Origin of the sequence: Nonomuraea sp. NPDC050153, from assembly GCF_044460125.1 — a bacterium.
Classification (GTDB): Bacteria; Actinomycetota; Actinomycetes; order Streptosporangiales; family Streptosporangiaceae; genus Nonomuraea.
On record NZ_JBITJQ010000005.1, the window covers coordinates 356069 to 381134 of the forward strand.

Below are 25066 nucleotides of genomic sequence, written 5' to 3' on the forward strand. Positions count from 1 at the left end.
TCGCCTGTTACGGGGAGTTTAGGCGCGACTCCCGATGCCCCGGCCGCTACCGTCCGGTCGTGCCGTCGATCTGTTCCCGCAGGATGTCGGCATGGCCGGCATGCCGGACGGTCTCGCTGGTCATGTGAGCGACGACCCACCGAACCGAGTGGAACGTGCCCGCGACCGCTATCGCGACAGGCTCCGCCAGGTCGCCGGCGGACCGGATCGCGGCGTCGCTGGCCGCGATCGCCGTGCGGTAGTCGGCCAGGACCTGCTCGGACGTGCGACCGGCCGGCACCTCCATGCCGACGTCCCCGGGATCGTCCGACTCCCGGCCGGCAACGTGATGTCCGAACCAAAGCCGTTCGGCGAGAGTCAGGTGATGGACCAGGCCCAGCAACGTGGTCCCCGACTCCACCAGGACCCGGCGCAACTGCTCCTCGGTCAGGCCGTCGGTCTTCTTCATCACGCAGTCCCTGGCGAACGACAGGAAAGCCATCGCGGTGTCCAGCTCACCGCCATCGTTGCGGGGCACCGGGCGGCGCTGGGTCTCAGCCATGCATCGGAATCTAGCGGCACCCGGCCGACACCGCGTCGAGTAAACCCCTGTCACGTTTCGGCGCGTCGTTGACTCGCATGAGTCAACATCGTAAACAGCCGGCCAACACCCCATGGAGGCAATGTGCTCACGGTGATCGGCGCGGGATTCCCGCGTACCGGAACCAGCTCGATGAAAGCGGCACTCGAACGGCTCGGGTTCGGACCGTGCCACCACATGTTCACGATCATGAGCGACCCGTCCCGCGTCGACAGATGGCTGCCCCTGGCCGAAGGCGCGCAGGTGGACTGGGAACACGTCTTCGACGGCTTCCGCTCGGCCCAGGACTGGCCGGCGTCCTTCTTCTGGAAGGAGCAGGCGGAGGCGTACCCGGACGCGAAGGTCGTCCTGACCGTCCGCGACCCGCACGCCTGGTACCGCAGCATGCAGACGCTCGTCTCCATCGGCCCGGGGCGGGAGCTCCCGGAGGACCTGCCCGAGGCGGCGGCGGCCGTCTTCGGCGGGCTGATGCGGCTCAGCCCGGTGATGGACCTGATCACCTCGTCCGTGTTCGAGGGCAGGAGCAGCCTGAGGGAGGGGCTGCCGGACGAGGACGAGGCGGTCGCGGTGTTCGAGCGGCACGTCGCCACGGTCAAGGAGAGCCTGCCCGCCGAACGGCTGCTGGTGTTCGACGTGCGCGAAGGGTGGGAGCCGCTCTGCCGGTTCCTGGGGGTGGACGTCCCCGGCGGGGAGCCGTTCCCGCACCTGAACGACTCCCAGGCCATCCGGGAGACCCTGGAGCGGCTGATGTCCGGGGGCACGATCGACTCGCCGTTCACCCGGCGGGCGTGAGGCCCGCGCGCCGCCCGGGTCTCACGTGTCCAGGTAGCGGAGGATGGCCAGGACGCGGCGGCTGTAGTCGGGGTCGCGGGGCAGGTCGAGCTTCTCCACGATGGCGTTGACGTGCTTCTCGACCGTGCTGAGCGAGACGTGCAGGCGCTCGGCGATGGCCGCGTTCACGAAGCCCTGGGCGAGGTGCCGCAGCACCTCGCCCTCGCGCGGGCTCAGGCCGCTCAGCGGGTCGGCGTGGGTGGTGCGGGCCATGAGCTGCCGCACCACCTCGGGGTCGAACGCGGCCCCGCCGGCGCGTACGCGTTCGAGCGAGTCGAGGAAGTCGGCCACCTCCGAGACCCGGTCCTTGAGGAGGTAGCCGAGGCCCCGCGTGGAGCCGGCCAGGAGTCTGGCCGCGTAGTGCTGCTCGACGTACTGCGACAGGACCAGCACGCCGACGCCGGGGTGGCGTTCGCGGATCTCCAGGGCCGCCCGCAGCCCCTCGTCCTTGTGGCCGGGCGGCATGCGTACGTCGATCACGGCCACGTCGGGGTGGTGCCGCTCGACGGCGGCGAGCAGCGCGGGGGCGTCGCCGACGGCGGCGACCACCTCGTGGCCGGCGTCGTCGAGCAGCCGGGTGAGCCCTTCGCGCAGCAGCACGGAGTCGTCGGCCAGGATCACCCGCACGCGCCCGCCCCCGACCCGGGTCCGGGCCCGCTCGGCGACGCCCCGGGCCCGCTAGGCCGCTCCTCAGAGACGTCCTCGGACGTCCTGGAGATGCCCCCGGACAGCGCGTCCCCGGACGTCCAGGAAGAGCCCCGAGACGTCCCGGGAGAGCCGCCGGACGCCGCTCCGGAGGGGTCGCCGGGCGGGATCTTCGGGAGCATGGCGGCGATCTTGGTGGGGCCGCCAGGCGGGCTCCGGACGGTGAACTCCCCGTCGAGCGCCAGCACGCGCCGCGCCAGCCCCGACAACCCGCCGCCCGACGGGTCGGCCCCGCCCGTGCCGTCGTCCGAGATCGCCACGCCCACCGTCCGCTCGTCCTCCGTCAGCACGACCAGGATGTCACGCGCCCCGGCGTGCTTGACCGCGTTGGTGATCGCCTCGCGGGCCACGAAGTAGAGCGCGGTCTCCACCTCCGACACCGGCCGCCCGGCCAGCCCGTCGTGCACGGTCACCGGCACGCTCGACCGCTCGGCGACGCCCGCCAGCGCGGCGCGCAGCCCCAGCTCGTCCAGCGCGGTCGGGTAGATGCGCCAGGCCACGCTGCGCAGCTCGTCGAGGAGCTGGCGCGACTCGGTGTAAGCCTGGGCGACCAGTTCGGCGGTCCTCCCCCCGTCGGCGCTGTGCCGGGCGCGGCCCAGCAGCATGGCGAGCGCGACGCCGCGCTGCTGGACGCCGTCGTGGAGGTCGCGTTCGATCCTGCGCCGCTCGTCGTCCACGGCCCGGACGATCCCGGAGCGGGTGGCGGTCAGCTCGGCGATCCGGCGGCGCATCAGCTCGTGGCTGCCGGGGCCGAGGAAGTGGTCGGCCAGCCGCCGTTCGAGCGATCCGACGGCCAGGGCCGCGAGGGCGACCAGGACGAGCAGCGCGGCGCCGCCGGTCAGGCCGAGCACGCCGCTGCTGGTGACGATCCTGACGCCGGGCAGCTTCACCGGCACCGGGTGGGCCGGCCCCCATGCGAGCTCCCACAGGCCGCCGGCCAGCAGGAGCCCGCTGAGGAACAGGCCCGCCGCGCACAGGTACCCGCCCAGGACCCCCAGGACGGCGCGCGCGGCGAGGAACCCGAACCCGCCGTCCCGCCGCGTCACCTCGTGCCCGAGCCAGCTGGACAGCCTGGCCCGCTCCAGCGCCATGAGCCTGTCCAGCCCCCGTACGGCGGCCGGCCGGGCGGCGGGGACCAGGCACGCGGGCCCCGCCACGCACAGGAAGGCCAGCTCGACGAGGCCGAGGACCATCCCGAGAACGACCCCGGCCAGCACCCGCGCCGCCCTGCTGCCTGACACGGGCGTGAATTCTAGGCCCAGCCCCCGAATCACGCGCCCCCGGATCACGCGCCCCCGGACCATGCGCCCCCGGACCATGCGCCCCCGGACCATGCGCGCCGCGCTAGGCGTCACGGCGGCGCAGCACCGCGTGGCCCGCCGCCAGGGCCGCCGCCGTCCAGGCGAGGAGCCAGGCCAGCCCCTCCCCCGCCGGGTACGGCATCGGCCCGCCGGCCAGGTTGTCCGCGCTCCCCATGAACGCCAGCCCCGCGAACGTCGGCATCCGCAGCGAGGCGTCCAGCGCCACCTGGCTCCCCGTCATCAACAACATCAACGGCAGCCCCATGAGCAGCATGAACACCACGGTCAGCGTGCCCGCCGCGCTGCGCATCGCCGCGCCGACGCCGAGCGTCATCACCGACACCAGCGCGAAGAACGCCCCGACCCCGAGCAGGTCCGGCACGACCTCGCCGATCGGCGACACGACGAGCCCGCCGAACAGGTCGCCGGACAGCACCCCCTGGACGACCGCCGTCGCCACCGCCCCCGACAGCACGCCCGTCACGGCCATCACCGGCGCCACCACCAGCGCTTTCGCCGCCAGCACCACCCCTCGGACGGGCGTGGCCTGCAACGTGGCCCGGATGCTCCCGGACGAGTATTCCGAGGTGATCGCCAGCATCGCCAGCGCCACCAGCGCGAACTGGACGAACGACGTCGCCGACACCACCGGCTCGCTCGCCGTCACCCGCACGCCGGTCCGCCCCTCACGCAGGGCGTCGGTGGCGCTCGCGCCGCCCAGCGTGAGCGCCGTCACCACCATGAGCGCCGCGGCGCCGGCCAGGCACCACCACGTGGACCTGACCGACCACAGCTTCGCCCACTCGGCCCCCATCGCCTGCCACAACGTCCTCATGATCCCACCCCGTACTCGACGCTTCCCGCCGTCAGCTCCTGGTATGCCTGTTCGAGCGAGGCCTCCCGGGCGCGCAGCCCGTGCAGCCTGATCCCGGCCTCGTACGCCAGGTCGCCGACCGTTTCGAGGGTGGCGCCGGTGGCCTCCAGCTCGTTCTCGCCGTGCCGGTCCACCGCGATCCCGGCGGCGCGCAGCCGTACCGCGAGATCGCCGGCGTGCGGGGTGCGGACGAGCACGGCCGTCAGGGAGCTGCCCGCGATGACGTCGGACAGCGGCGCGTCCGCGATGAGCCGGCCCTTGCCGATCACGACGAGGTGGTCGGCGGTGAGCTGCATCTCGGTCATGAGGTGGCTGGAGACGAACACCGTCCGGCCCTCCCCGGCCAGCGAGCGCATGAGCCCGCGTACCCAGCGCACCCCGTCCGGGTCGAGCCCGTTGACCGGTTCGTCGAACATCAGCACCTCCGGATCCCCCAGCAGTGCCGCCGCGATGCCGAGCCGCTGGCTCATGCCCAGCGACAGCGCCCCGGCTCGCTTGCGTGCCGCCGCGGCCATGCCGACCGTCTCCAGCACCTCGCCCACCCGCCGCCGGGGGATGCCGTTGGCACGGGCCAGCGCCACCAGGTGCGCGTGGCAGCTGCGCCCCGGGTGCAGCGCGCGGGCGTCGAGGAGCGCGCCGACCGTGCGCAGCGGGTCCCTGATCCGGTGGTACGGCACGCCGCCGATCAGCGCGGTGCCGGAGGTGGGCCGGTCGAGGCCGAGGATCAGGCGCATCGTGGTCGACTTGCCCGCCCCGTTGGGGCCGAGGAAACCGGTCACCGTGCCCGGTTTCAGCTCCAGTGTCAGGTCGTCGACCGCCGGGCGGTCGCCGTACCGCTTGCTCAAACTCTTCAGACTGATCACGCCGCCCCACGCTAGGCAGCGCCGGGCCCGGCGGGTATGGGGGCGGGCCGCCGACTTCGATGGCGGGAAACCGTAAAAGACCAGGCCGGAGGCGAACGGGGACGCCTCCGGCCCGGTCGGCACAATGTACCGCCTCGAATCAGGTGCGGACCGCACGGAAATGCCTGGTTCGCCTGTGCCGCCGGGCATTGCGGATCCAAAACTCGTACGATTCCCTCGATCATCAACGAATCCTGCGAGGTCGTATTGTGGAGCAGAAAGGCGGGCCGGGCCTGCGAGGACCGCTGTTTCCTGCGGCATCTGGACTGCTGTGACTGCTCCTGCTGACCGCCCGCGAAGGCCGCTACACCGGCCGGACGGCGCTGATCGCGGCGTCGCGGGTGAGCGCGGCGCCGCTCTCGTACGCCGCGGCGAACCCCTCGTCCCCCAGCGCCGCCCGCGCCCGCTCCGCGGGCCGCAGCAGGTCGCCGAACCCGCTGCGGTCCTCCGTCCCGAGCAGCGCGGTCGCCGCCCCCAGCAGGTACGCCGCCCGCGCCGGCTCGTCGTCGGCCAGCGCGGCCGCCCGCACGTGCGCGGCGGCGGCCAGGATCGGCAGGTCCCCCAGCTCCATCGCCGCGTCCAGCGGCGGCCCCGCGCCCGGCCGGTCGCCGTCGAGCAGCGCGGCCATCGCGCGGAAGCAGGCGGCCCAGGCCCGCACCTCGGGAGGGCAGGACGGATCTTCGAGCGCCGGCAGCTCGCGCCGCGCCTCCTCCAGGGCGCCGCTCCGGAGCAGCACCTCGACGTGCGACAGCCGGACGTACTCGACGCCCTCCGGCCGCCGCAACCGCTGCACGCAGTCCCAGCACGCGTCCATGTACGACCGGGCCCGGTCGTGCTCGCCCGACCGCGCGTACGAGATCGCGATCTTGGCCAGGATGGCGGCCTGGTCCTCCACGACACCCAGCTCACCGGCCAGGCGCAGCGCCCGCGACCTGGCCTCGATCCCGGCGGTGAGATCACCCTCGCGGTCGTGGTGCTCGGCCAGCACGCGCAGCGCGGAGGACAGCCCCCACCGCTCGCCGAGGGCCTCCATCTCCCGCCGCGTCTCGTCGGCGAGGGTGAACGCCCCGCTGACGTCCCCCTTGCTCTCGGCCGCCATGGACAGCGTCATCAGCGCGAACGCCCGTTCCCATCCGGTGAGGCCCGGCAGCGACCGTTCGGCGGCCCGTGCGGCCAGCACCAGGTCTCCCAGCACCATCGGCGCGCAGAGCAGCGGCACGCCGGCGGGGCCGCCCAGCCGGTCGCCGAGGTCCAGCGCCTCCTGGACCGCCCGCTGGGCCGCCACCGGGTCGCCGAGCTGCTGGCGGACGAGCCCCTGGAACGCCAGCCGTACGGGCCGGAGCCGCTCCGGCACCTCGCCCGGCAGGTCGAGCACGCCACGCGTCCAGTGCACGCTCTCGACCCGCATGCCCTGCAGGAACCAGAACCACCAGAGGGCGGCCAGCAGCCGCACGCCCAGTTCGGCGTCCCCCGCGTTGGCCGCGAACCGCAGTGCGGCCAGGAGGTTGTCCTGCTCGGCCCGCAGCCTGGCCAGCCAGTCGAGCTGGCCGGCGCCGCGCAGCTCGGGGTCGGCCGCCTCGGCGAGCCGCAGGAAATAGCGCACGTGCCCGTCCCGCACGGCCGCGTCCTGCCCGGACTCCGCCAGCCTGGCCATCCCGTACGACCTGACCGTCTCCTGCATGCGGTAGCGCCCGCCGGACAGCTCGACCAGGGACTTGTCCACCAGCGCCGTGAGCGCGTCGAGCGGGTCGAGCCCGCTGACCGCCTCCAGCGCCTCCAGCGTGGCCCCGCCGGGGAACGCCGCCAGCGTCATGGCCAGCTCCCGCTCCTCCCCCGGCAGCGGGTCCCAGCTCCAGTCGACCACCGCCTGCAGGGTGCGGTGCCGGGGCAGGGCCGTCCGGCTGCCGCTGCTGAGCAGGCGGAAGCGGTCGTCGAGCTTGGCCGCGATCTGCTCCACGCTCAGCGCGCGCATCCTGGCCGCGGCCAGCTCGATGGCCAGCGGCATGCCGTCGAGCCGCCGGCAGATCTCGACGACCGCCCCGGCGGTGGTCTCGTCCAGGGTGAAGTCGGGGCGTACCGAGACGGCTCGTTCGGCGAAGAGGCGGACCGCGGAGTAGCCGCGGGCGTCCTCGGCCGCACCGGCGGGCCACTCCAGAGGCGGGATGGGGTAGAGGCTCTCGCCCGCCACGGCCAGCGACTCCCGGCTGGTGGCGAGGACGCGCAGGTCGGGGCAGGCGCCCAGCAGCCGGTCCACCAGCTCGGCGACGGCCGACACGACGTGCTCGCAGTTGTCGAGCAGGAGCAGCGCGCTCTGCTGGGCGAAGACCTCCGCCAGCCGCTCGGCGGCGCCGCCCTCCCCGGCCTCGGACCAGGCGCCGTCCCTGCCGCCGACCGCCGTGAGCACCGCGTTGGCGACGTCGTGGGGGTCGGTGACGGGTGCCAGCTCGGCCAGCCAGACGCCGTCGGGCGCCAGGTCGGCCGAGCGCTGCGCGACCTCGACGGCGAGCCTGGTCTTGCCCGCGCCCCCGGGGCCGACGACGGTGACGAGCCGGCCGGTCTCCAGCGCCTTGGCGAGCTGGGCCAGCTCCTGCTCGCGGCCGACGAAGCTGGTCACCTGGGCGCGCAGGTTCGACCTGCGGGCGCGGCGGCGGTCCTGGTGCTGCGGGTCGTGGCGGAGTATCGACAGGTGCAGCTCGGCCAGCCCGGCGGACGGGTCGACGCCCAGCTCTTCCGACAGCGTCCGCCGGGTCCGCTCGTAGGCGTCGAGCGCGTCGGCCTGGCGGCCGGCCGCGTACAGGGCCCGCATGAGCAGGCCCTGCAGGCGTTCGCGCAGCGGGTGCGCGGCCGCCAGCGGGCCCAGCTCCGCCAGCACGTCGTTGCCCGCGCCCAGCTCCAGCTCCAGCCGGTCCTCGGCGGCGGACAGGCGCAGCTCGTCCAGCCGTACGGCGGCGTTGTCCGCGAACGGCAGCCCGGCCAGGTCCGCCAGCGCCGGCCCCCGCCACAGCCCCTCGGCCTGGCGCAGCGCGGCGAGGCTCCCCGCGCCGGCCAGCCGCTCGAACCGGGAGACGTCCACGTCGTCGGCGTCGATCGCGAGCCGGTAGCCGGCCGGATGCGACTCGATCGCGGCGTGGCCGACCAGCCGCCGGGTGCGGGAGACCAGCGACTGCAGGGCGTTGGCGCTGCCGGCCGGCGGGCGCTCGCCCCAGATGGCGGCGGTGAGCACCTCGAACGACACGACCCGGCCCGGCTCCAGCGCGAGCCTGGCCACCAGCGCGCACAACCTGGCGCCGGAGATCTCGACCCGGCGCCCCTCCCCGTCACGCACCTCGAACGGGCCGAGCAACATCACACGCACGGCACCAAGCTTGCCATTCACCCCATATCGCGCCAACCGCGCGGCGGTCAGGCGTCGAAGACGGTCTTGGCAAGGTCGAACGACTGGCCGGTCACGTCCTCCTCCGCCTGCCGGAAGGCCTCCACGATGGCGTCCGTCAGCGCCTGCGAGCCCAGCCGCATCGCCCGCGGGTCGATGCGCAGTGCGGCCAGCGAGCCGGTGGGCTTGAGCTCGACGACGACCTGCCCGCCGGCGCTCTCCCCGCGCCCCCGGGTCTCCTCCAGCAGCCGGCTCACCTCCTCGAACTGGGCCGTCCGCGCGGCCATCTCGGCCAGCGCGCGGTCGAGCTCCGGGTCTCCGGTAGGGGGTGTCGTCATCGTGTTCCTCACTTGCTCAACGCTCGAAGATCTCAACGCTTGAAGATGAAGGCCCTGGGCGCGTGCGCCAGCGCCGAGCGCAGGGCGCCCTGCGTCGTCATCGAGCCGCCGGCGACCAGGGGGTAGATGGTGGCGGCCGAGATCGTGCGGCGGACGAACTTGCCCGTCGGGCCCGAGCCCAGCAGCGTGTCGGTGACCTTCGTGGCGGGGAAGAACCTGCGCACGTCGTTCAGCGCCTTGATGCCGCCGTTGTAGGCCATCTCGGCGGCGAAGTGCTTGGCGGCGTACTCCCCGAGGTTGCCCATCGGCTGCCCCGTGGCCGCCGAGCTGCCCGCGTGCACGCCGGTCTTGAGCACGGTCCAAAGGACGGAGTCGGCCAGCGCGTCGAGCCCCTCGCGGACGACGTAGTTGCCGACGCGGCGCTTGCCCATCCGCATCTCCAGGATCATCTTGGTGATCTTCTGGAAGATCGTGCGCTCCAGCTTGGCCCTGGCCACCAGCCACTTGAACGCCCGCTCGGCCGCGACCCTGGCCGCCGGGTAGACGAAGCCGAACATCATCGTGAAGGCCATGGCGGCGAGGTACGTGCCGATGATCCGCAGCTGCTCGCGGTGCTCCTCCACGGCGTCGGCGTACTCCTCGCAGCCCGCCGCCAGGTCCAGCAGCTCCTCCTGGAGCGCGGTGTAGCGGGGGGCGAGCTCCTTCGGCCACACGTCGGCGAAGCGGTCGACGGAGCGGCTGTCGTTCGCCTTGCGCGACTCGGCGACGCCGACGCCGGTCTCGTGGGCGACCTTCCCGATGGACGTGGCCAGCGCGCGCAGCGCCTTGGCACGTTCCCGCAGGTTGCTCACGTCGGCCACGGGCACGTACACGCCGGCGAACCAGGCCAGTGCCTGGAAGGGGTCGAACATCAGGCGCCTTCCTTGCGCGGCGGAGCCTGCGGGATCGGCGGCTCGGGGAGGTCGGGGATCTTGGGGAGCGTGGCGATGAGCTCCTGCTCCAGGAAGTCCCAGAACTTCTCGAAGTCGCGGAAGTCGCCCGCCGCGCTGAAGTTCCGCTCGGCGATGCGGCTCAACGCGTCGGTGAGCGAGTCGTAGCCGTCGTTGTACCACTCGGCGAACGCGCGCCCGTCCTCGTCGCCGCCGACCAGGTCGGAGGTGCCGGCCAGCGAGGTGCAGCCGCCGTAGAGCGCCACGACGTCGTCGCCGGTCTTGTCGAAGAGCGTGGCCAGGCGGCGGATCGAGCTCCACTCGATCTTCAACCCGTCGCCGGGGGCGTTCGGGGGCCGGGGCGGGGTGGGGGTGGGCGTGGGGGTGGGGTACGGCTCCGGAGGGGTGACCGACCAGGTGGGCGTCGGCGTGGGGAACCAGGTGGGCGGGGGAGTGGGGGTGGGCGTGCCCGACGGGGTCGGGGTGGGCGTCGGAGTCGGCGTCGGCGTGGGCGTCGGAGTCGGCGTGGGCGTCGGCGTGGGCGTGGGCGTCCCTGACGGCGTCGGGGTCGGCGTGGGGGTCGGCGTCGGCGAGCCGGTGGGCGTCGGGGTCGGCGAGCCCGTCGGGGTCGGTGAGCCCGTGGGGGTGGGGGTCGGGGAGGACGTCGGCGTCGGGGAAGAGGTCGGCGTCGGGGAGGACGTCGGGCCGGCCGTCGGGCCAGGGGTGGTCGTTGGACTGGGTTCACCAGACAAATCAGCCATCGCCCCTCCTATCACTACAAACAAACACGATTAGTAACAGTGCGACACTAACGTCGACAAATATCACAGGTGTTAACAGGCGGCTACGGAATGTTCATCCACGCCGGCGTGACTTTGAGAAGTTCGCCCAGCTCGTCGAGCGGCTCGCGATCGACGGCGCCCGTACGCGCCCGGTCCTCGACGCGCCGGCACAGCTCGGCCTCGCGGACCGCCCCGACCGTCGCGCAGCTGCCCTTGAGCCGGTGCGCGAGCGCGGCCACCTCCGGCGCGTCGCCGGCCTGCGCCGCCTGCCGCAGCTCCTCGAACGTCCGCGCCGCGGTGGCCAGGTACGCCTCCGCCACGTCGGCGAGCGCCTCCGGCGACAGGCCCGCCAGCTCGGGCGGGAGCCCGGAGTACGCGGCCCACTCCGGGATGCTGGCGAGCACGCGCGGCCAGTCCACGGGCTTGGCCAGGTGGTCGTCCATCCCGGCCGCCAGGCAGCGGATCCGGTCGTCGGGCATCGCCGCCGCGGTCATCGCGATGATCGGGGTGTGCGCGTCCTCGCGCCGCCGGATCTCCTCGGTCGCGGCCAGGCCGTCGAGCACGGGCAGCTGGCAGTCCATGAACACCAGGTCGTAGCCCCCGGTCAGCACGGCGCGCACGGCCTGCTCCCCGTCGTCGACCACCTCGACCTCGTGCCCCGCCTGACGCAGCACGAGCATCGCCACCTGGCGGCTGACCTCGTCGTCCTCCGCCACCAGGATCCGCGCGCCGCCGTCCCGGCCCGCGAGCTCCACGCCTTCGCGCGGCTCGCCGGGGCACTCGGCGGTGACCAGGGCGTTCTCCACGGCGGCCAGCAGGCGGCGGCGGCTCAGCGGCCGGGTGATCGACTGCACGGCCCGCTCCCCCACGGCGCCGGGCCAGGCGAAGCCCGCCCGGCCGGGCGTGACGACCATGACCACGCTGGTGGCCTGGAGCAGCGGGTCCGTGAGGATCACCTGGGCGGTCGACTCGGCCTCGGTGCCGAGGTCGAGGGCGACGACCGCGAGGTCGTACGGCCGCCCGCCCGTCGCGGCGGCCCGCAGCAGCTCCAGGGCGGAGTCGCCGGTCTCCGCCACGTCGAGCCCCGCGCCCGCCAGGAACCGCGCGGCCAGCGCGCGGTCCTCGGGCCGCGGGTCGGCGACGAGCGCGCGCCTGCCCTGCAGGGCCTCGACCGACGGCTCCGACCAGGTGAGCACGTCCACCGGCAGCCGCACCCAGAACCGGCTGCCCACGCCCTCCACGCTGTCGAGCCCGATCTCCCCGCCCATGAGCTCGGTGAGCTGCCGGCCGATGGCCAGCCCCAGGCCGCTGCCGCCGGTCCTGCGCGTGATCGGCGAGTCGACCTGCCGGAAGACGCCGAACACCCGCTCCCGGTCGTCGGGCCCCACCCCGATCCCGGTGTCGGCGACCGCGAACCTGAGCACCGCCCGCGCGTCGCCGGGCTCGCCCTCCTCCAGGGCGACGTGCAGGTCGACCCCGCCCTGGACGGTGAACTTCAGCGCGTTGCCCACCAGGTTCGTGAGGATCTGGCGCAGCCGCGCCGGATCGCCCGCCACCTGGCGGGGCACGCCGTCGTCGAGCCGCAGGGTGAGCCAGAGCCCCTGCTCGTACGCGTGCGGCGCGAACGGCGCGACGACCTCGTCGCACAGCCGGGGCAGGTCGAACGGCACCGCGTCGACCTGGAGGTGGCCCGCCTCGATCCTGGACAGGTCGAGGAAGTCGTCGAGCAGGCGCAGCACGTTCTGGGCCGACTCCTGGGCCGTGCTCGCGTAGTGGCGCTGCTCGTCGTCCAGGCGGGTGCCCATGAGCAGGGAGTTCATGCCGAGCACGCCGTTGATCGGGGTGCGGATCTCATGGCTGATCTTGGCCAGGAACTCGGACTTCGCGCTGGAGGCGCTGACCGCCTCGTCCCTGGCCGCGGCCAGCTCGGCCGCGTACCTGGCCAGCGTGGCCTGCGCGCGACGGCGGCCGCGCGTGGAGTGGATCTGCAGGCCCAGGCCGATGAGGATGAGCAGCGCCAGCAGGGCCGCGACGGTCATGACGTTCGTCCTGAGCCGCTCAGCCGAGGCCAGCGCCTCGGAGGCGGACACCTCGGCGGTGACCGTCCAGCCGATGCCCGGGATCGGCTCGGAGGCCGACAGCACGGTGCCGTCGATGCCCTGGAACGGGCCGTTCCAGGTGCGCCCGGCGAGCGCGGCGTCCACCCGCGGGTCCTCACGCAGCGAGGTGAGCGCGAGCAGCTTCCTGCCGGGGTCGGCGACGAGCACGCCGGCCCGGTCGGTGATCAGCAGCCGGATGTCCTGCGCCTCGGCGGCCTCCTTGGCGAACTCCTGGATGGCGTCCAGGCTGTAGACGACGGCGAGGATGCCGAGCATGCGCCTGCCGTCGGCGCTCAGCACCGGCGCGGCCACCGCGACGGCCCTGGACACGTCGACCATCGTGGGCGTGTACGCCTGGGAGATGTGGGCCGCCCGCCGGTCGCGCACGGCGCGGTACCAGTCGGCGGCGGCGATGTCCTGGGGCAGCACGGTCTTCGGCTCCGCGCCGAGCATCCGCCCGTCCGAGGAGACCAGGATCAGCCCGCTGATGCCGTCGCGCAGCTGCTTGAGCTCGCCGAGGTGGTCGCGCATGGCCGCGGGTGTGGCGTGCCCCACCGTGTCGCGCACCGCGGGCCGCTGCGCGAACGCGGTGACGAGCTGCTCCAGCGAGCCCATCTGCTGCTCCACCACGACCCGGCTCACCGAGGCGGTGATCCTGACCCGGTCGTCGACCTCGTCGCGCACGGTGTCCTCGGACAGGGAGATACTGGAGGAGGTCAGCAGCGCCAGGGGCAACAGGCCGAGCAGCGTCCACAGGGCAGTCACCGCGAGCACCCATCTCACCGGCGTCCGTCCTCTCCCCCTGTCGGTTGGGCTACAGAGTAAGAGGAAGAGGGCATCTGCGGCGGATCACGGTGAGCAGAACGCGCAAAACTTGAGCTTTTGTAACAAAAGCCGCCTAAGCTCACTCTAATTTGTAAGACCTGCACCTGGACGAGGAGTGGCGGTGCCTGAGTCACGGGACATCACCGTTCTCATCGTGGACGACGACCCGGTCGTCACGGCGGCCCTGCACGCGCAGGTGAACAGAGTACTCGGGTTCAGAGTGGTCGGGATCGCGCACACCGGGCAGGCCGCGCTGGCCGCCGCCGGCCGCTTCGCGCCCCGGCTCGTGCTGCTCGACCTGCACCTGCCGGACCTGCCGGGGCTGGAGGTCGCGCACCGGCTGCGCCGGCCCGAGCAGCCGCCCATCGACATCATCGTGATCTCGGGCCGCAAGGAGTCGGCCACGGTACGCGCGGCCATGCAGCGCGGCGCCCTCTACTACCTGGTCAAGCCGACGAGGGCGGGCACGTTGGAGCAGACGCTGCTGCGCTACGCGGCCACGGCCGAGCAGCTGGAGTCGGGCGACCGGTTCGCCGAGCAGCAGGAGATCGACCGCATCTTCCGCACGCTCCACCTCGACCAGGGCGCCCGGCCGAAGTCCATCTCGGCGGCGACCGAGCAGGCCGTGCTGGACGCGCTGGCCGCCGTCCCGGAGGACGTGTCGGCGAACGAGCTGGCCGGGATGATCGGCGTCAGCCGCGCCACCGCCCGCCGCTACCTGGAGCATCTGGCCGATCGCGGGCTGCTCGAAGGGCGGCCGAAGTACGGGCCGACCGGGCGTCCCCAGCACCGGTACCGAGTGCGATGAGAACGCTCAGGGGGCTGCTCGCGGTCCTGTTCTGCCTGGCCGCCGCCGGGTGCGGCGGCGGCAACCCCTTCCCCGAGGGCTCCACGATGGCGCGGATCAGGGATCGGGGCATCCTGGTCGTGGGCACCAAGTTCGACCAGCCGATGTTCGGCTTCAAGGATCCCACCAGCGGGCGGATCACCGGCTTCGACGCGGAGATCGCCAGGCTCATCGCGAAGGACCTCACCGGCAGCGAGCGCAACATCCGCTTCGTCGAGACCGTCTCGCGCGAGCGCGAGAACTTCATCTCCCAGAACGTGGTGGACCTCGTCATCGCCACGTACTCGATCACCCCGGTCCGCGCGAAGCTCGTCGCCTTCACCGACCCGTACTACTACGCCGGGCAGGACCTGCTCGTCAGGGCCGCCGACACCACCATCAACGGCGTGCCGGACCTCAACGGCAAGACCGTGTGCACCGCCACGGGCTCGACGTCCGTCGAGCGGCTGCGTTCCCTGGTGCCCCGGGCCACCCTGGAGATCGTCGACGCCTACAGCATCTGCGTGCCCGCGCTCACGAACGGGCGCGTCGACGCGATCAGCACCGACGACACGATCCTGCTCGGCCTGCTCGACCAGCATCCGGACCAGTTCCGGCTGGTGCTCAAGCCGTTCGGGCGCGAGCCGTACGGGATGGGCGTGCGCAAGGACGACATCGCCTTCCGCGACTACCTCAACGGGCTGATCGCCCGCTGGCTGCGCGACGGGCAGTGGGACCGCGCCTACAAGGACACCATCGGCGTCTCCGGCGCGACGTCCGACTCCTCCAGGCCAGGCGACCACCGGCCCTGATCGAATTCAGATCAGCCAATCACTGAGCAGAACGCGCACAAGCCTTTCGGTGACACATACGACTCCTACGGTTACGCCATCGCTGACCGAGACAAGGAGCGTGACGCATGACCGAGGCCGACCTGATCGTCCTGGACCAGGTCAACAAGCGCTACGGCGACCATCATGTGCTCAGGGACGTCAACCTGAACGTCAGACAGGGCGAGGTCGTCGTGATCATCGGCCCGTCCGGCGCCGGGAAGTCGACCCTGTGCCGGGCGATCAACCGCTTGGAGACCATCGACTCCGGCACGATCACCCTGGATGGGACGCCGCTGCCCGCTGAGGGCAAGGCGCTGGCCAAACTTCGCGCCGAGGTGGGCATGGTGTTCCAGTCCTTCAACCTCTTCGCGCACAAGACCGTCCTGGACAACGTCGTCCTCGGGCAGGTCCACGTGCTGAAGCGGCCGAAGGCGGAGGCCGTGCGCAAGGCCCAGGAACTGCTCGACCGGGTCGGCATCGGCGGCCAGGCCGCCAAGTTCCCCGCCCAGCTCTCCGGCGGGCAGCAGCAGCGGGTGGCCATCGCCCGCGCCCTGGCCATGGACCCCAAGGCGATCCTCTTCGACGAGCCCACCTCGGCGCTCGACCCCGAGATGGTCAACGAGGTGCTCGATGTCATGACCTCGCTGGCCCGCGAGGGCATGACCATGGTGGTCGTCACCCACGAGATGGGCTTCGCCCGGCGCGCGGCCGACCGGGTCGTCTTCATGGCCGAGGGCGAGATCGTCGAGCAGAACACCCCCGACGCGTTCTTCGGAGCCCCGAACAGCGAGCGCGCCCAGTCCTTCCTTGCCAAGATTCTCACTCACTAAGGAGCCGTCATGTTCGGCAGATCCCTTTATGCGACGTTCGCCGTGATCGCGCTCGCTGCCGGCGCCACGGCCTGCGGCAGCGCCGAGGCCAGCAACGCCTCCCTTGTGGACAAGGCCAAGAACGACAAGAAGCTGGTCATCGGTGTGAAGGCCGACCAGCCGGGGCTGGGGTTGCGCACGCCTGACGGCAGCTTCGCCGGCTTCGACATCGAGGTCGGCAAGTACGTGGCCAAGCAGCTCGGTGTGGAGGCCAAGGACATCACCTTCAAGGAGACCGTGTCGGCCAACCGCGAGGCGTTCATCGAGCAGGGCCAGGTGGACATGGTGATCGCCACGTACTCGATCACCGACGCCAGGAAGCAGAAGGTGTCCTTCGCCGGGCCGTACTTCGTGGCCGGGCAGGACCTGCTGGTCAGGGCCGACGACACGAAGCTGACCGGGCCTGAGGCGCTGAACGGCAAGAAGCTCTGCTCGGTCGCCGGCTCGACCCCGGCGCAGAAGGTCAAGACGGAGTACGCCAAGGAGGTGCAGCTGCAGGAGGAGCGGACGTACTCGGCGTGCGTGGACCGCGTCCTCGGCGGCCAGCTCGACGCGCTCACCACCGACAACGTCATCCTCGCCGGCTACGCCGCCCAGCACCAGGGCAAGCTCAAGGTGGTCGGCAAGTCGTTCAGCACCGAGAAGTACGGCATCGGCCTGAAGAAGGACGACACGGCCGGGCGCAAGGCGGTCAACGACGCGCTGGAGAAGATGTTCTCCGACGGCAGCTGGACGAAGGCGCTGCAGGTCAGCGTCGGCGCCTCGGGCTTCGCCCTCCCGCAGGCCCCGCAGCTGGAGCGCTACTGATCCATGGAAGCGCTGCTGTTCGAACGCGACACGATCTTCGCCGCGTTCTGGATGACGATTCGCCTCACGGCGGTCAGCGCGCTCGGCTCCATCGTGCTGGGGACGCTGCTGACCGCCATGCGGGTGTCCCCGCTGACCTCCCTGCGGGGCGCCGCCAACGTCTACGTGACCATGATGCGCAACACGCCGCTCACCCTGGTGCTGATGTTCACCGGCCTCGGCATCGGGGCCCAGCTCGGTGTCGAGCTGTCGGACGACATCGCGACCAACAACTTCTGGCTCGCCGTCGTCGGGCTGACCGCCTACACCTCGGCGTTCGTCTGTGAGGCCCTGCGCTCGGGGCTCAACACCGTGCCGGTCGGGCAGGCGGAGGCGGCCCGGTCGCTCGGGCTGGGCTTCACCAAGACGCTAGGGCTGATCACGCTGCCGCAGGCGTTCCGCGCCGTGGTGGCGCCGCTGGGCAGCATCATGATCGCGCTGACCAAGAACACCACGATCGCACTCGTCGTCGGCGTGGGCGAGGCGTCCGTGCGGATGCGGGAGATGATCGAGACGTACGGCGACCAGGTCCTTGAGATCTTCCTCGGCTTCGCCGCCGGGTTCGTGCTGCTGTGCCTGCCGATGGGGCTGCTGTTCGGCTGGCTGTCGCGGCGGATGGCGGTGGCGCGATGAGCTACGCGAACCTGTACGAGGTGCCCGGCCCGCGCGGGATCCGGCGCAACCGGCTGCTGGCGGGGGTCGTCGCGCTCGTGCTGCTGGCGCTGGCGTACGTGGTCTACGCGCGCTTCGACGCCAAGGGCGAGTGGGCGGCCGACAAGTGGACGCCACTGCTGCGCGGGGACGTCTGGACCACGTTCATCCTGCCGGGGCTGGCCGGGACCATCGGCGCGGCGGTGGCGGGGGTGGTGCTGGCGGGCCTGTTCGGCCTCGTCTTCGCCACCGCCCGCATGTCCGACCACCGGTGGATCAGGGTGCCCGCGGCCGCGGTGGTGGAGTTCTTCAGATCCGTCCCGCTGCTGCTGCTGATCTTCTTCGCCTTCTTCGGCGCGTACATGCTCATCGGCGTGAACATCTCGGCCTTCGCCGCCGTCGTCTTCGGGCTCACGCTCTACAACGGCTCGGTGATCGCGGAGGTCATCCGGGCCGGGGTGCAGAGCCTGCCTCGGGGGCAGTCCGAGGCGGCGTACGCGGTAGGCATGCGCAAGGGGCAGGTGATGCGGCTCGTCCTGCTGCCGCAGGCGTTCCGGGTCATGATGCCGGCCATCGTCAGCCAGTTCGTGGTGCTGCTGAAGGACTCGGCGCTGGGGCTCATCGTGGGCTACGACGAGCTGGTGAACCGGGGGTTGAACGGCATCGCCGCCAACTTCAAGAACACCATCCCCGCGGCGATCCTCATCGCGGCCATCTTCATCCTGATCAACCTCTCGCTCGACCGCCTGGCCCACCGCCTCTCGGCCAGCCTCGGCACCGCCCGCTGACCCGGCCCGCTGACCCGGCCCGGTCATCCCGGCCCAGCCCAGCCTGCTCAGCCCGGCCATCCCGGCCCGGCCCGCTCAGCTCAGCCCGTGCACGGCCCATCCCCTCGCCGTGCGGGGCAGGCGCCCGTCGCGCACGCCGCCCACCCGCGGAGCGCGCGGCGCCCACCACACCCGGCACACCCACCGCCGGGCGCGGTACACCGACGCGGCTCACCGGCCGCGACACCATCCGCCGAGCCACCACCAGGCCCGGCCTCCCAGGGACCCGTGGCCCGGGCGGTGGACCACCGCCCGGGCCACGGTCCTTCGTCACCTCAGGAACCCTCAGGAACCTGAGCCACGAACGGGGCGGCGAGGTCACGGGCGCCGGGAACGGAGGCGGCGGCGCAGGGCCGGGAGCCAGGGGGCGGCGGCGGATGCGGCGAGCAGCACCAGCAGCGGCGTCCGCCACCACCACGAGACGGTCGCGGGCGGCGGGACCGGCGGCCGCGACACCCACGGCCGGGCCGTCTTCGCCCAGGCCAGGAACGCGTCCCCGATAGGCAGCAGCCCGAAGGCGTACCGCTTGGTCCAGGGGGTGTCGACGGGCAGCCCGGCCAGCTCCCCGTAGGCGGCCAGCGCCGAGGCCAGCGGCGCGTCGCCGTGTGCCTGGGCCGCGCCGAGGGTGACCACGGTCGCCGACAGGCTCACCCCGAGCGGGAGCGGCCCGGAGTCCACGTCGGCCGGGCCGTCCATGCCCTCCGGGTACTCGCGCACGGCCGGCCCGAGCCCGAGCGGGGTGACGACGTACAGGTCGCGGAAGCGCGCGTACTGCTCGGCGGCGAAGGCCGGATCCACGTCCACCAGGAACCGCTGGATCATGCTCTGCGAGCTGCCCCTCGCCACCTCGGCCGGCTCGCCGCCGGGGTCGGCGCGGTGCGGCAGCAGCCCCGTACGCGGGTCGAGCCGCCGCCCGACCTCCCGCAGCCACCGTTCGACGGTCCCGCCGAACCGGGGCGGGAGCAGCGCGTCGTGCAGCCGCAGCGACGCGACCGCCACGGTCGAGTCCACCGGCCAGGCCTGGCCCGGGTACGCCGCCAGGTACGGCGAGGCGCCGGCGTCGAACGCCGCCCCGATCGCGGCGGAGTCCTCGGCGAACCGGCGCGCCTCGGCCGGGTCGCGCCGCCCCGCAGGTTGCAGGCTCAGCGTCCCGCCGCGCAGCCAGTTGGACCATCCCCGGTAGAAGACGCCGTAGGGAGGGGTGAGGCCGGGGCTGAACGGGGCCTGCCCGGAGGGCGAGTCCAGCCGTTCCAGCGCCCAGCGCGCCTCGCGCAGCGCCCGCGACCGTTCACCCGCGGGCTCGCGCAGACCGAGCTCCACCCAGCTGAGGCCGTACAGGACGTGCGCGAAGAAGTACCCCTCGGGGAACAGCGCCTGCGCCTCGTCGCCCGCGCCCGCGCCCAGGGCCGCGCGCAGGAACGCCAGCTGCCGCCGCACCCCCGGTGGCTCGCCGGCCGTGCCCGCCACCGCGGGGACGGTCAGCCGTACGACGCCGGCCAGCGCGCACGCGTTCACCACGACGGCGAGGGCCGTCCGCGCCCAGCGCCACCCGCGGCGCGCTCGCGACGGGGCCTGAGGCATCCGCCGATCTTAGCCCTGTGTGAGGTGACCCGGCATGGAATGTCCGAAGTATGTGGTGTTGGGTGGGATCCGTCAGCCGACGACCGTTCGAAAGGATCCCATGCCGCTCTCCCCCGGCCCCTTCACCGGCCGTACCATCACGACCCTCGCCCAGGACCTGCGCGAAGGCCGGACCACCTCCGCCGGGCTCGTCGAACAGGCGCTCGCGGCCATCGCCGAACGGGACCCCGCGCTCGGCGCGTTCGTCACCGTGGACGCCGACGGGGCGCTGGCGGCGGCGCGGCGAGCGGACGCCGAGCTGGCCGCGGGCACCGACCGGGGCCTGCTGCACGGCGTGCCGGTGGGTGTGAAGGACCTCATCGAGGTGGCGGGGCTGCCCGCGACGATGGGTTCGCGGCATTTCGCCGGGCACGTGGCGGGCGCGGACGCCGAGTCCGTGACCCGGCTGCGCCGCGCGGGCGCCGTCATCGTGGGCAAGACGACCACCCACGAGTTCGCGTACGGCCCCACGGGCGACCGCTCGGCCAACGGCCCCTCCCGCAACCCCTGGGACCCGGCGCGCATGTCGGGCGGCTCCAGCGGCGGCAGCGCGGCGGCCGTGGCGGCGGGCCTGGTGCCGCTCGCGCTCGGCACCGACACGGGCGGATCCGTCCGCATCCCGGCGGCCCTGTGCGGGATCGCCGGGTTCAAGCCCGGATACGGGGCGATCCCCGCCGAAGGCGTGTTCCCCCTGTCGCGGAGCTTCGACCACGTCGGCATCCTGGCCGGTGACGCCCGGGACTGCCTGCTCGCCTACCGCTGCCTGGCCTCGGCCCAGTTGCGCGAGGACACCGGCGCCGCGCGGGTGGCCTGGCTCGATCCGTCCGGGCTGTTCACCGGGGATCCGCGCGTGGCGGACGCGGTGCGCGCGAGCGCGGAGTCCCGCCTGGGCCGCTCGAAGCTGGAGGAGGTGCGGCTGCGGGCGGGGCTGGGCGAGGAGCTGCACGAGACGTACACGGTGATCCAGAGCTGCGAGGCCGCGGCCGTGCACGCCGCCCGGCTGGCGCGGGCGCCCGAGCTGTTCGACCCCGAGCTGCTCGATCGCCTGCGCGTGGCCGCCGAGGTGCCCGGCTGGCGGTACGTCGAGGCCGTGGCCGCGCGGTCCCGGCTCGCCGAGACCGCGGCGGCGCTGTTCGAGCGGCACGACGTGCTGGCGCTGCCCACCGTGCCGATCACCGCCCCGCCGCTCCTGGAGCGCGAGACGGTGGTGGACGGCCGGAAGATCGCCGTACGGCCTGCCCTGCTGGCCATGACCAGCCCGTGGAACGTGCTGGGCCTGCCCGCGCTCACCGTGCCCGCGGGCACGGTGGACGGCCTGCCGGTGGGGCTGCAGCTGGTGTGCCGCCCCGGGCGCGAGCTGCGGCTCTTCGAGGCGGCCGGCACCCTGGCGGCCTGAGGCGGCCACCCCCGGCTCGCGCGCGGCTGGTCAGCGGAGCGGGCGGTCACGGTGTAGGTGCCGCCCGAGGGCCAGTCCGACCTGTCCGTGTACCACGACAGCCTGCGGATCGCGACCACGTACGCCGAGGCCGACCCGGCGAGCTGGGCGGGCTAGCCCGCCCCTTCGGAGGAGCCCGGGATGACGGCGGCCAGCTCGGGGATGCGCGCCCGGTAGCCGTCGAGCAGCTTGCGGGCCGTCACGACCGAGTCGACCAGCGGGTGCAGCGCGAACGCCTCGACCGCCAGCCGGGCCGAGCCGGACGTGGCGGCCTCGATGGCGGCCTGCTCCACCGCCTTCACCTGCTGCACGAGGCCGAGGAAGCGGCCGGGCAAGGGGCGGGTGGCCAGCGGCCGGACGCCCGCCCCGTCCACCGCGCACGGGATCTCGACGACGGCGTCCGCGGGCAGGCCGGGCACCGCGGCGCCGTTGCGCACGTTGAGGATCATGGACGTGGGCTCGCCGCGGGCGATGGCGGCCATGAGCGCCAGGGCGATGCCCTCGTAGCCGCCGGCCTCCAGGTCGGCGGCGTCGCGCGCGCCCGCGGCGGTGGGCTCGCGGGCCTCGGCCATGTACGACTCGTCGCGCAGCCTGCGCGCCCTGACCCACTCCGCCAGCGCCTCCTCCGGACGCGCCCGCACGGCGGTGTAGAAGTCGTCCTGCTGCCGCAGCAACGACTCCCCGCGGCTCTGCCCGGAGATCGCGGCCACGGACTCCCGGGTGAAGTAGTAGTAGTACAGGTATTCGTTGGGCAGCGCGCCCAGCGTGCGCACCCAGTCGGCGCCGAAGATGCGCGCCTCCTCGACCTGCCGCAGCGCCGCGTCGTCGGCCAGCAGGCCGGGCAGCACGTCGCGCCCCTGGTAGGTGAGGCCGCGCAGCCAGCCGAGATGGTTGAGGCCCACGTAGTCGGGCGACACGCGCGCCGGGTCGAGCCCGAGCGCGACGGCGGCCCGGCGGATCAGGCCGATCGGCGAGTCGCAGATGCCGATGACGCGCTCGCCGAGCACGTGGCGCATGGCCTCGGTGATCATGCCGGCGGGGTTGGTGAAGTTGATGACCCACGCCTTGGGCGCGAGCGCGGCCACCCGCTCGGCCACGTGGACCGCGACCGGGATGGTGCGCAGGCCGTAGGAGATGCCGCCGGGGCCGGTCGTCTCCTGGCCGAGCAGGCCCAGATCGAGCGCGACCCGCTCGTCGGCGGTGCGCCCGGCCAGGCCGCCGACCCGGATGGCGGAGAAGACGAACGCGGAGTCGCGCAGCGCGGTGTCCAGGTCGGTGGTGGTCAGGATCTCCGGCGGGTCGTCGTGCCCGGCGGCGAGCTGATCCAGCACGTGCCGGACGGCCTCCAGCCGGTCCTGCGACACGTCGTGGAGAACCACCTGCTCCACGCGCGGCTTCGCGGTCTCGCGCAGCAGCGCGCCGTACACGAGCGGGACCCGGAAGCCGCCGCCCCCGAGAACGGCCAGTCTCATCGATACCCTTTCACGTGAGCAGGACCTCGGCCCCGGCGGCGGCGCAGTTGCGCAGCGTCGCCTCGTCGGCGCCCTCATTGGTGACGATCACGTCGATGTCGTCGGGCCCGCACACGCGCAGCGCGCCGGTGCCCGGGAACTTGTGCCGGTCGACGAGCAGCACCACCTGCCCCGCCGCCGCGATCATGGCGCGCTTCAGCGGCACCTCGGCGAGCGTGGTGTCCACGAGCTGCCCGTCCGGACGCACGCCGCTGGCGCCCAGGAACACCCGGTCGGCGACCACCTGGCTCAGCGCCGCCTCGGTCAGCACCCCGACCAGCGAGTGGTACGGCCGGCGCACCATGCCGCCGAGCAGCAGCAGCTCGACCTCGGGGTCGGAGCGCAGCGCGTCGAGCACGGCGAGGCTGGAGGTGACCACGGTGACGCGGCGCCCGCGCAGCCGCCGGGCCAGCCGCATCGTCGTCGTGCCGATGTCGAGCAGGACCACGTCGCCGTCGCGGACCAGCTCGGCGGCGCGGACCGCGACCGCCTCCTTGTCCTGCTCGTCGACCGCGGCCACCTCGGCGAACGGCCGGTCGGCGTCGGCGTCGACGCTGACCCCGCCGCCGAGGAGCCCGCCGTCCAGGAGCCCGCCATCCAGGAGCAGGGCGCCGCCGCGGACGCGCCGCAGCGTGCCGTCGCGGTCGAGCACCTCGAGGTCCCTGCGGATGGTGGACGGGCTCACGCCGAGCTGGCTGGCGAGATCGCTCACGCTGGTGGCACCCGAAAGTCGGACCCGGCGCATGATCTCGGCATGCCTGAGGCGCGGAAGCACGGCGCGAGTGTATCAGTCAAAATCGCGCAGAAGTAAGCAGCTTTGACCAAAAACTCCCAGGGAAGGACTTGAAGTGCGCGAGTAAACGTGCAAGATTCGCCACATCTCGATGTGTGTCGGGGAGGACTCATTCCCGTGTCTAATCAGGCGTACGACCCTCTCGCCGCCGAGCGCACCCCGGAGGGGCCGCAGTTCGACGTCTTCCTGGCGGGCACGGTCTTTCTGGACATCATCTTCACCGGTCTGCCCGCCATGCCCGCGGCCGGAACCGAGATCTGGGCCGAGGGCATGGGCTCGTGCCCCGGCGGCATCGCCAACCTCGCCATCGCGACCAGCCGGCTGGGCCTGCGCACCTCGCTGGCCGCCGCGTTCGGCGACGACGACTACGGCGACTTCTGCTGGCGCACGCTGGAGGAGCAGGAGTCGGTGGACCTGTCCAGGTCACGGCGGTTCGAGCACTGGCACTCGCCGGTGACGATCTCCATGGCGGTGGACCGCGACCGCAGCATGGTGACGCACGGCCACCCCTCCCCCTTGCCGGCCGCGGAGATGATCGGCAAGCCGCCGCGGTCCAAGGCGGTGATCGTGACGCTGTCCACCGACGATCCGCTCGACTCGCCGGACAGCCCGTGCAACTGGGCCGAGCTGGCGCGCCGCGACGGCTCGCTCATCTTCGCCGACGTCGGCTGGGACCCGTCGGGCTCCTGGTCGGCCTCCCTGCTGGACCAGCTCGCGCTCTGCCACGCCTTCATGCCCAACGCGGTCGAGGCGATGGCCTACACCGGCGCCGACACCCCGCGCGACGCGCTCTACTCGATCGCCGACAAGGTCCCCGTGGCGGTGGTGACCGACGGGGCCAACGGCGCCATGGCCATCGACTCCGTGAACGGCGAGGAGGCGTTCGTGCCCGCTCCGCGGGTGACGGCGCTCGACCCGACCGGCGCCGGCGACGTGTTCGGCGCGGGGTTCGTGCTCGGCACGCTGTCGCGCTGGCCGCTGTCCGACCGCCTGGCGTTCGCGCAGCTGTGCGCGGCGCTGGCGGTGCAGCAGTTCGGCGGCTCGCTCGCCGCACCGGGCTGGGGCGACATCGCCGACTGGTGGCACGAGGTACGCGACTCTGCCGACCACGGCGGCGCCTACAGCAACTCGCTGGCCCGCCGCTACGCCTTCCTCGACAAGCTGGTGCCCGCCGTCCCGGTGGGCGCCGTGCGCCGCGCGGCCGCCACCATCGCCCGGTACGCCGACGTCGGCCCCAAGATTCCCAGCACGCGGCCGAACCCACCCGAGGACGAGGGCCCCGACACGCCTCGCGTGCCCGCGCATAAGGAGTAACA

At 73.1% G+C, this 25066-nt stretch carries 23 protein-coding genes; 10 read left to right on the top strand and 13 right to left on the bottom strand.

From position 1 onward, the window contains the following. Window positions 1-46: 46 nt before the first annotated feature. Window positions 47-541, bottom strand: a complete 495-nt coding sequence (locus ACIBQ1_RS16480; protein ID WP_397278237.1) for a DinB family protein — start codon at window positions 539-541, stop codon at window positions 47-49. 123 nt (window positions 542-664) lie between these two features. Here ACIBQ1_RS16480 and ACIBQ1_RS16485 point away from each other — a divergent pair, with 123 nt between their 5' ends. Next, window positions 665-1372 (top strand): sulfotransferase family protein, encoded by a 708-nt coding sequence (locus tag ACIBQ1_RS16485; RefSeq protein WP_397278239.1) that lies wholly within the window; start codon window positions 665-667, stop codon window positions 1370-1372. 21 nt (window positions 1373-1393) lie between these two features. Here ACIBQ1_RS16485 and ACIBQ1_RS16490 read toward each other — a convergent pair whose 3' ends face one another. From ACIBQ1_RS16490 to ACIBQ1_RS16525, 8 genes are all read right to left on the bottom strand, one after another. Continuing rightward, on the bottom strand, window positions 1394-2038 hold the full coding sequence (locus ACIBQ1_RS16490; protein WP_397278241.1) for a response regulator: 645 nt from the start codon (window positions 2036-2038) through the stop codon (window positions 1394-1396). Continuing rightward, a complete protein-coding gene (locus tag ACIBQ1_RS16495; RefSeq protein ID WP_397278243.1) occupies window positions 2029-3357 on the bottom strand; it encodes a sensor histidine kinase in 1329 nt (442 codons plus the stop codon). Before ACIBQ1_RS16495 ends, ACIBQ1_RS16490 begins: the two co-directional genes overlap by 10 nt. A gap of 103 nt (window positions 3358-3460) precedes the next feature. Beyond that, the gene (locus ACIBQ1_RS16500; RefSeq protein ID WP_397278245.1) at window positions 3461-4252 is read right to left on the bottom strand and encodes an ABC transporter permease; all 792 of its coding nucleotides are present in this window, start codon (window positions 4250-4252) and stop codon (window positions 3461-3463) included. Beyond that, window positions 4249-5154, bottom strand: a complete 906-nt coding sequence (locus ACIBQ1_RS16505) for an ATP-binding cassette domain-containing protein (RefSeq protein WP_397278246.1) — start codon at window positions 5152-5154, stop codon at window positions 4249-4251. The genes ACIBQ1_RS16500 and ACIBQ1_RS16505 overlap by 4 nt, the downstream gene beginning before the upstream one ends. A gap of 343 nt (window positions 5155-5497) precedes the next feature. After that, entirely contained in the window at window positions 5498-8539 is a 3042-nt protein-coding gene (locus ACIBQ1_RS16510; protein ID WP_397278437.1) for a BTAD domain-containing putative transcriptional regulator, read from the bottom strand. Window positions 8540-8595: 56 nt separating this feature from the next. After that, entirely contained in the window at window positions 8596-8904 is a 309-nt protein-coding gene (locus ACIBQ1_RS16515) for a YbaB/EbfC family nucleoid-associated protein (protein ID WP_397278248.1), read from the bottom strand. 32 nt (window positions 8905-8936) lie between these two features. Then, window positions 8937-9815, bottom strand: coding sequence for a hypothetical protein (locus ACIBQ1_RS16520; protein ID WP_397278250.1), 879 nt, complete (start codon window positions 9813-9815; stop codon window positions 8937-8939). Beyond that, entirely contained in the window at window positions 9815-10165 is a 351-nt protein-coding gene (locus ACIBQ1_RS16525) for a hypothetical protein (protein ID WP_397278252.1), read from the bottom strand. The genes ACIBQ1_RS16520 and ACIBQ1_RS16525 overlap by 1 nt, the downstream gene beginning before the upstream one ends. Here ACIBQ1_RS16525 and ACIBQ1_RS16530 point away from each other — a divergent pair. Then, window positions 10128-10628 (top strand): hypothetical protein, encoded by a 501-nt coding sequence (locus tag ACIBQ1_RS16530; protein WP_397278253.1) that lies wholly within the window; start codon window positions 10128-10130, stop codon window positions 10626-10628. The genes ACIBQ1_RS16525 and ACIBQ1_RS16530 overlap by 38 nt on opposite strands. 49 nt (window positions 10629-10677) lie before the next feature. On the opposite strand, the gene ACIBQ1_RS16535 is transcribed toward ACIBQ1_RS16530, so the two are convergent. Continuing rightward, entirely contained in the window at window positions 10678-13497 is a 2820-nt protein-coding gene (locus ACIBQ1_RS16535; protein WP_397278255.1) for a response regulator, read from the bottom strand. A 163-nt stretch (window positions 13498-13660) separates the two neighbouring features. Here ACIBQ1_RS16535 and ACIBQ1_RS16540 point away from each other — a divergent pair, with 163 nt between their 5' ends. The 6 genes from ACIBQ1_RS16540 to ACIBQ1_RS16565 all read left to right on the top strand — a co-directional run bounded on the left by ACIBQ1_RS16540 (window position 13661) and on the right by ACIBQ1_RS16565 (window position 18352). Further along, window positions 13661-14347, top strand: a complete 687-nt coding sequence (locus ACIBQ1_RS16540) for a response regulator (RefSeq protein ID WP_397278257.1) — start codon at window positions 13661-13663, stop codon at window positions 14345-14347. Next, entirely contained in the window at window positions 14344-15177 is an 834-nt protein-coding gene (locus tag ACIBQ1_RS16545) for a glutamate ABC transporter substrate-binding protein (protein WP_397278259.1), read from the top strand. The genes ACIBQ1_RS16540 and ACIBQ1_RS16545 overlap by 4 nt, the downstream gene beginning before the upstream one ends. 107 nt (window positions 15178-15284) lie before the next feature. Further along, window positions 15285-16028 carry an amino acid ABC transporter ATP-binding protein gene (locus ACIBQ1_RS16550; protein ID WP_364750794.1) on the top strand — a complete coding sequence of 248 codons (744 nt, stop codon included), beginning with the start codon at window positions 15285-15287 and terminating at the stop codon, window positions 16026-16028. Window positions 16029-16037: 9 nt separating this feature from the next. Next, window positions 16038-16874 carry a glutamate ABC transporter substrate-binding protein gene (locus ACIBQ1_RS16555; RefSeq protein ID WP_397278260.1) on the top strand — a complete coding sequence of 279 codons (837 nt, stop codon included), beginning with the start codon at window positions 16038-16040 and terminating at the stop codon, window positions 16872-16874. Window positions 16875-16877: 3 nt separating this feature from the next. Then, window positions 16878-17546 carry an amino acid ABC transporter permease gene (locus ACIBQ1_RS16560; protein WP_397278261.1) on the top strand — a complete coding sequence of 223 codons (669 nt, stop codon included), beginning with the start codon at window positions 16878-16880 and terminating at the stop codon, window positions 17544-17546. Next, window positions 17543-18352 carry an amino acid ABC transporter permease gene (locus tag ACIBQ1_RS16565; RefSeq protein ID WP_397278263.1) on the top strand — a complete coding sequence of 270 codons (810 nt, stop codon included), beginning with the start codon at window positions 17543-17545 and terminating at the stop codon, window positions 18350-18352. Before ACIBQ1_RS16560 ends, ACIBQ1_RS16565 begins: the two co-directional genes overlap by 4 nt. Window positions 18353-18709: 357 nt before the next feature. Here ACIBQ1_RS16565 and ACIBQ1_RS16570 read toward each other — a convergent pair whose 3' ends face one another. Next, window positions 18710-19972 carry a hypothetical protein gene (locus tag ACIBQ1_RS16570; protein WP_397278265.1) on the bottom strand — a complete coding sequence of 421 codons (1263 nt, stop codon included), beginning with the start codon at window positions 19970-19972 and terminating at the stop codon, window positions 18710-18712. Between the two features lie 100 nt (window positions 19973-20072). Here ACIBQ1_RS16570 and ACIBQ1_RS16575 point away from each other — a divergent pair, with 100 nt between their 5' ends. Further along, on the top strand, window positions 20073-21407 hold the full coding sequence (locus ACIBQ1_RS16575) for an amidase (RefSeq protein WP_397278267.1): 1335 nt from the start codon (window positions 20073-20075) through the stop codon (window positions 21405-21407). Window positions 21408-21559: 152 nt separating this feature from the next. Here ACIBQ1_RS16575 and ACIBQ1_RS16580 read toward each other — a convergent pair whose 3' ends face one another. Next, window positions 21560-22918 (bottom strand): 6-phospho-beta-glucosidase, encoded by a 1359-nt coding sequence (locus tag ACIBQ1_RS16580; RefSeq protein ID WP_397278269.1) that lies wholly within the window; start codon window positions 22916-22918, stop codon window positions 21560-21562. 10 nt (window positions 22919-22928) lie between these two features. Further along, entirely contained in the window at window positions 22929-23732 is an 804-nt protein-coding gene (locus ACIBQ1_RS16585; protein WP_397278271.1) for a DeoR/GlpR family DNA-binding transcription regulator, read from the bottom strand. Between the two features lie 135 nt (window positions 23733-23867). Between ACIBQ1_RS16585 and ACIBQ1_RS16590 the strand changes: the two genes are divergently transcribed. Beyond that, complete coding sequence (locus tag ACIBQ1_RS16590; RefSeq protein WP_397278273.1) at window positions 23868-25064, top strand: carbohydrate kinase family protein; 1197 nt, start codon at window positions 23868-23870, stop codon at window positions 25062-25064. The last annotated feature ends 2 nt before the right edge of the window (window positions 25065-25066 follow it).

Excerpts from the sequence above, each read along its gene's own strand:
- ACIBQ1_RS16565 (WP_397278263.1), top strand. The coding sequence starts at position 17,543 with ATGAGCTACGCGAACCTGTACGAGGTGCCCGGCCCGCGCGGGATCCGG.
- ACIBQ1_RS16510 (WP_397278437.1), bottom strand. The coding sequence starts at position 8,539 with ATGTTGCTCGGCCCGTTCGAGGTGCGTGACGGGGAGGGGCGCCGGGTC.
- ACIBQ1_RS16520 (WP_397278250.1), bottom strand. The coding sequence starts at position 9,815 with ATGTTCGACCCCTTCCAGGCACTGGCCTGGTTCGCCGGCGTGTACGTG.
- ACIBQ1_RS16515 (WP_397278248.1), bottom strand. The coding sequence starts at position 8,904 with ATGACGACACCCCCTACCGGAGACCCGGAGCTCGACCGCGCGCTGGCC.
- ACIBQ1_RS16500 (WP_397278245.1), bottom strand. The coding sequence starts at position 4,252 with ATGAGGACGTTGTGGCAGGCGATGGGGGCCGAGTGGGCGAAGCTGTGG.
- ACIBQ1_RS16480 (WP_397278237.1), bottom strand. The coding sequence starts at position 541 with ATGGCTGAGACCCAGCGCCGCCCGGTGCCCCGCAACGATGGCGGTGAG.
- ACIBQ1_RS16550 (WP_364750794.1), top strand. The coding sequence starts at position 15,285 with ATGACCGAGGCCGACCTGATCGTCCTGGACCAGGTCAACAAGCGCTAC.
- ACIBQ1_RS16545 (WP_397278259.1), top strand. The coding sequence starts at position 14,344 with ATGAGAACGCTCAGGGGGCTGCTCGCGGTCCTGTTCTGCCTGGCCGCC.
- ACIBQ1_RS16575 (WP_397278267.1), top strand. The coding sequence starts at position 20,073 with ATGCCGCTCTCCCCCGGCCCCTTCACCGGCCGTACCATCACGACCCTC.
- ACIBQ1_RS16555 (WP_397278260.1), top strand. The coding sequence starts at position 16,038 with ATGTTCGGCAGATCCCTTTATGCGACGTTCGCCGTGATCGCGCTCGCT.
- ACIBQ1_RS16560 (WP_397278261.1), top strand. The coding sequence starts at position 16,878 with ATGGAAGCGCTGCTGTTCGAACGCGACACGATCTTCGCCGCGTTCTGG.
- ACIBQ1_RS16580 (WP_397278269.1), bottom strand. The coding sequence starts at position 22,918 with ATGAGACTGGCCGTTCTCGGGGGCGGCGGCTTCCGGGTCCCGCTCGTG.
- ACIBQ1_RS16570 (WP_397278265.1), bottom strand. The coding sequence starts at position 19,972 with ATGCCTCAGGCCCCGTCGCGAGCGCGCCGCGGGTGGCGCTGGGCGCGG.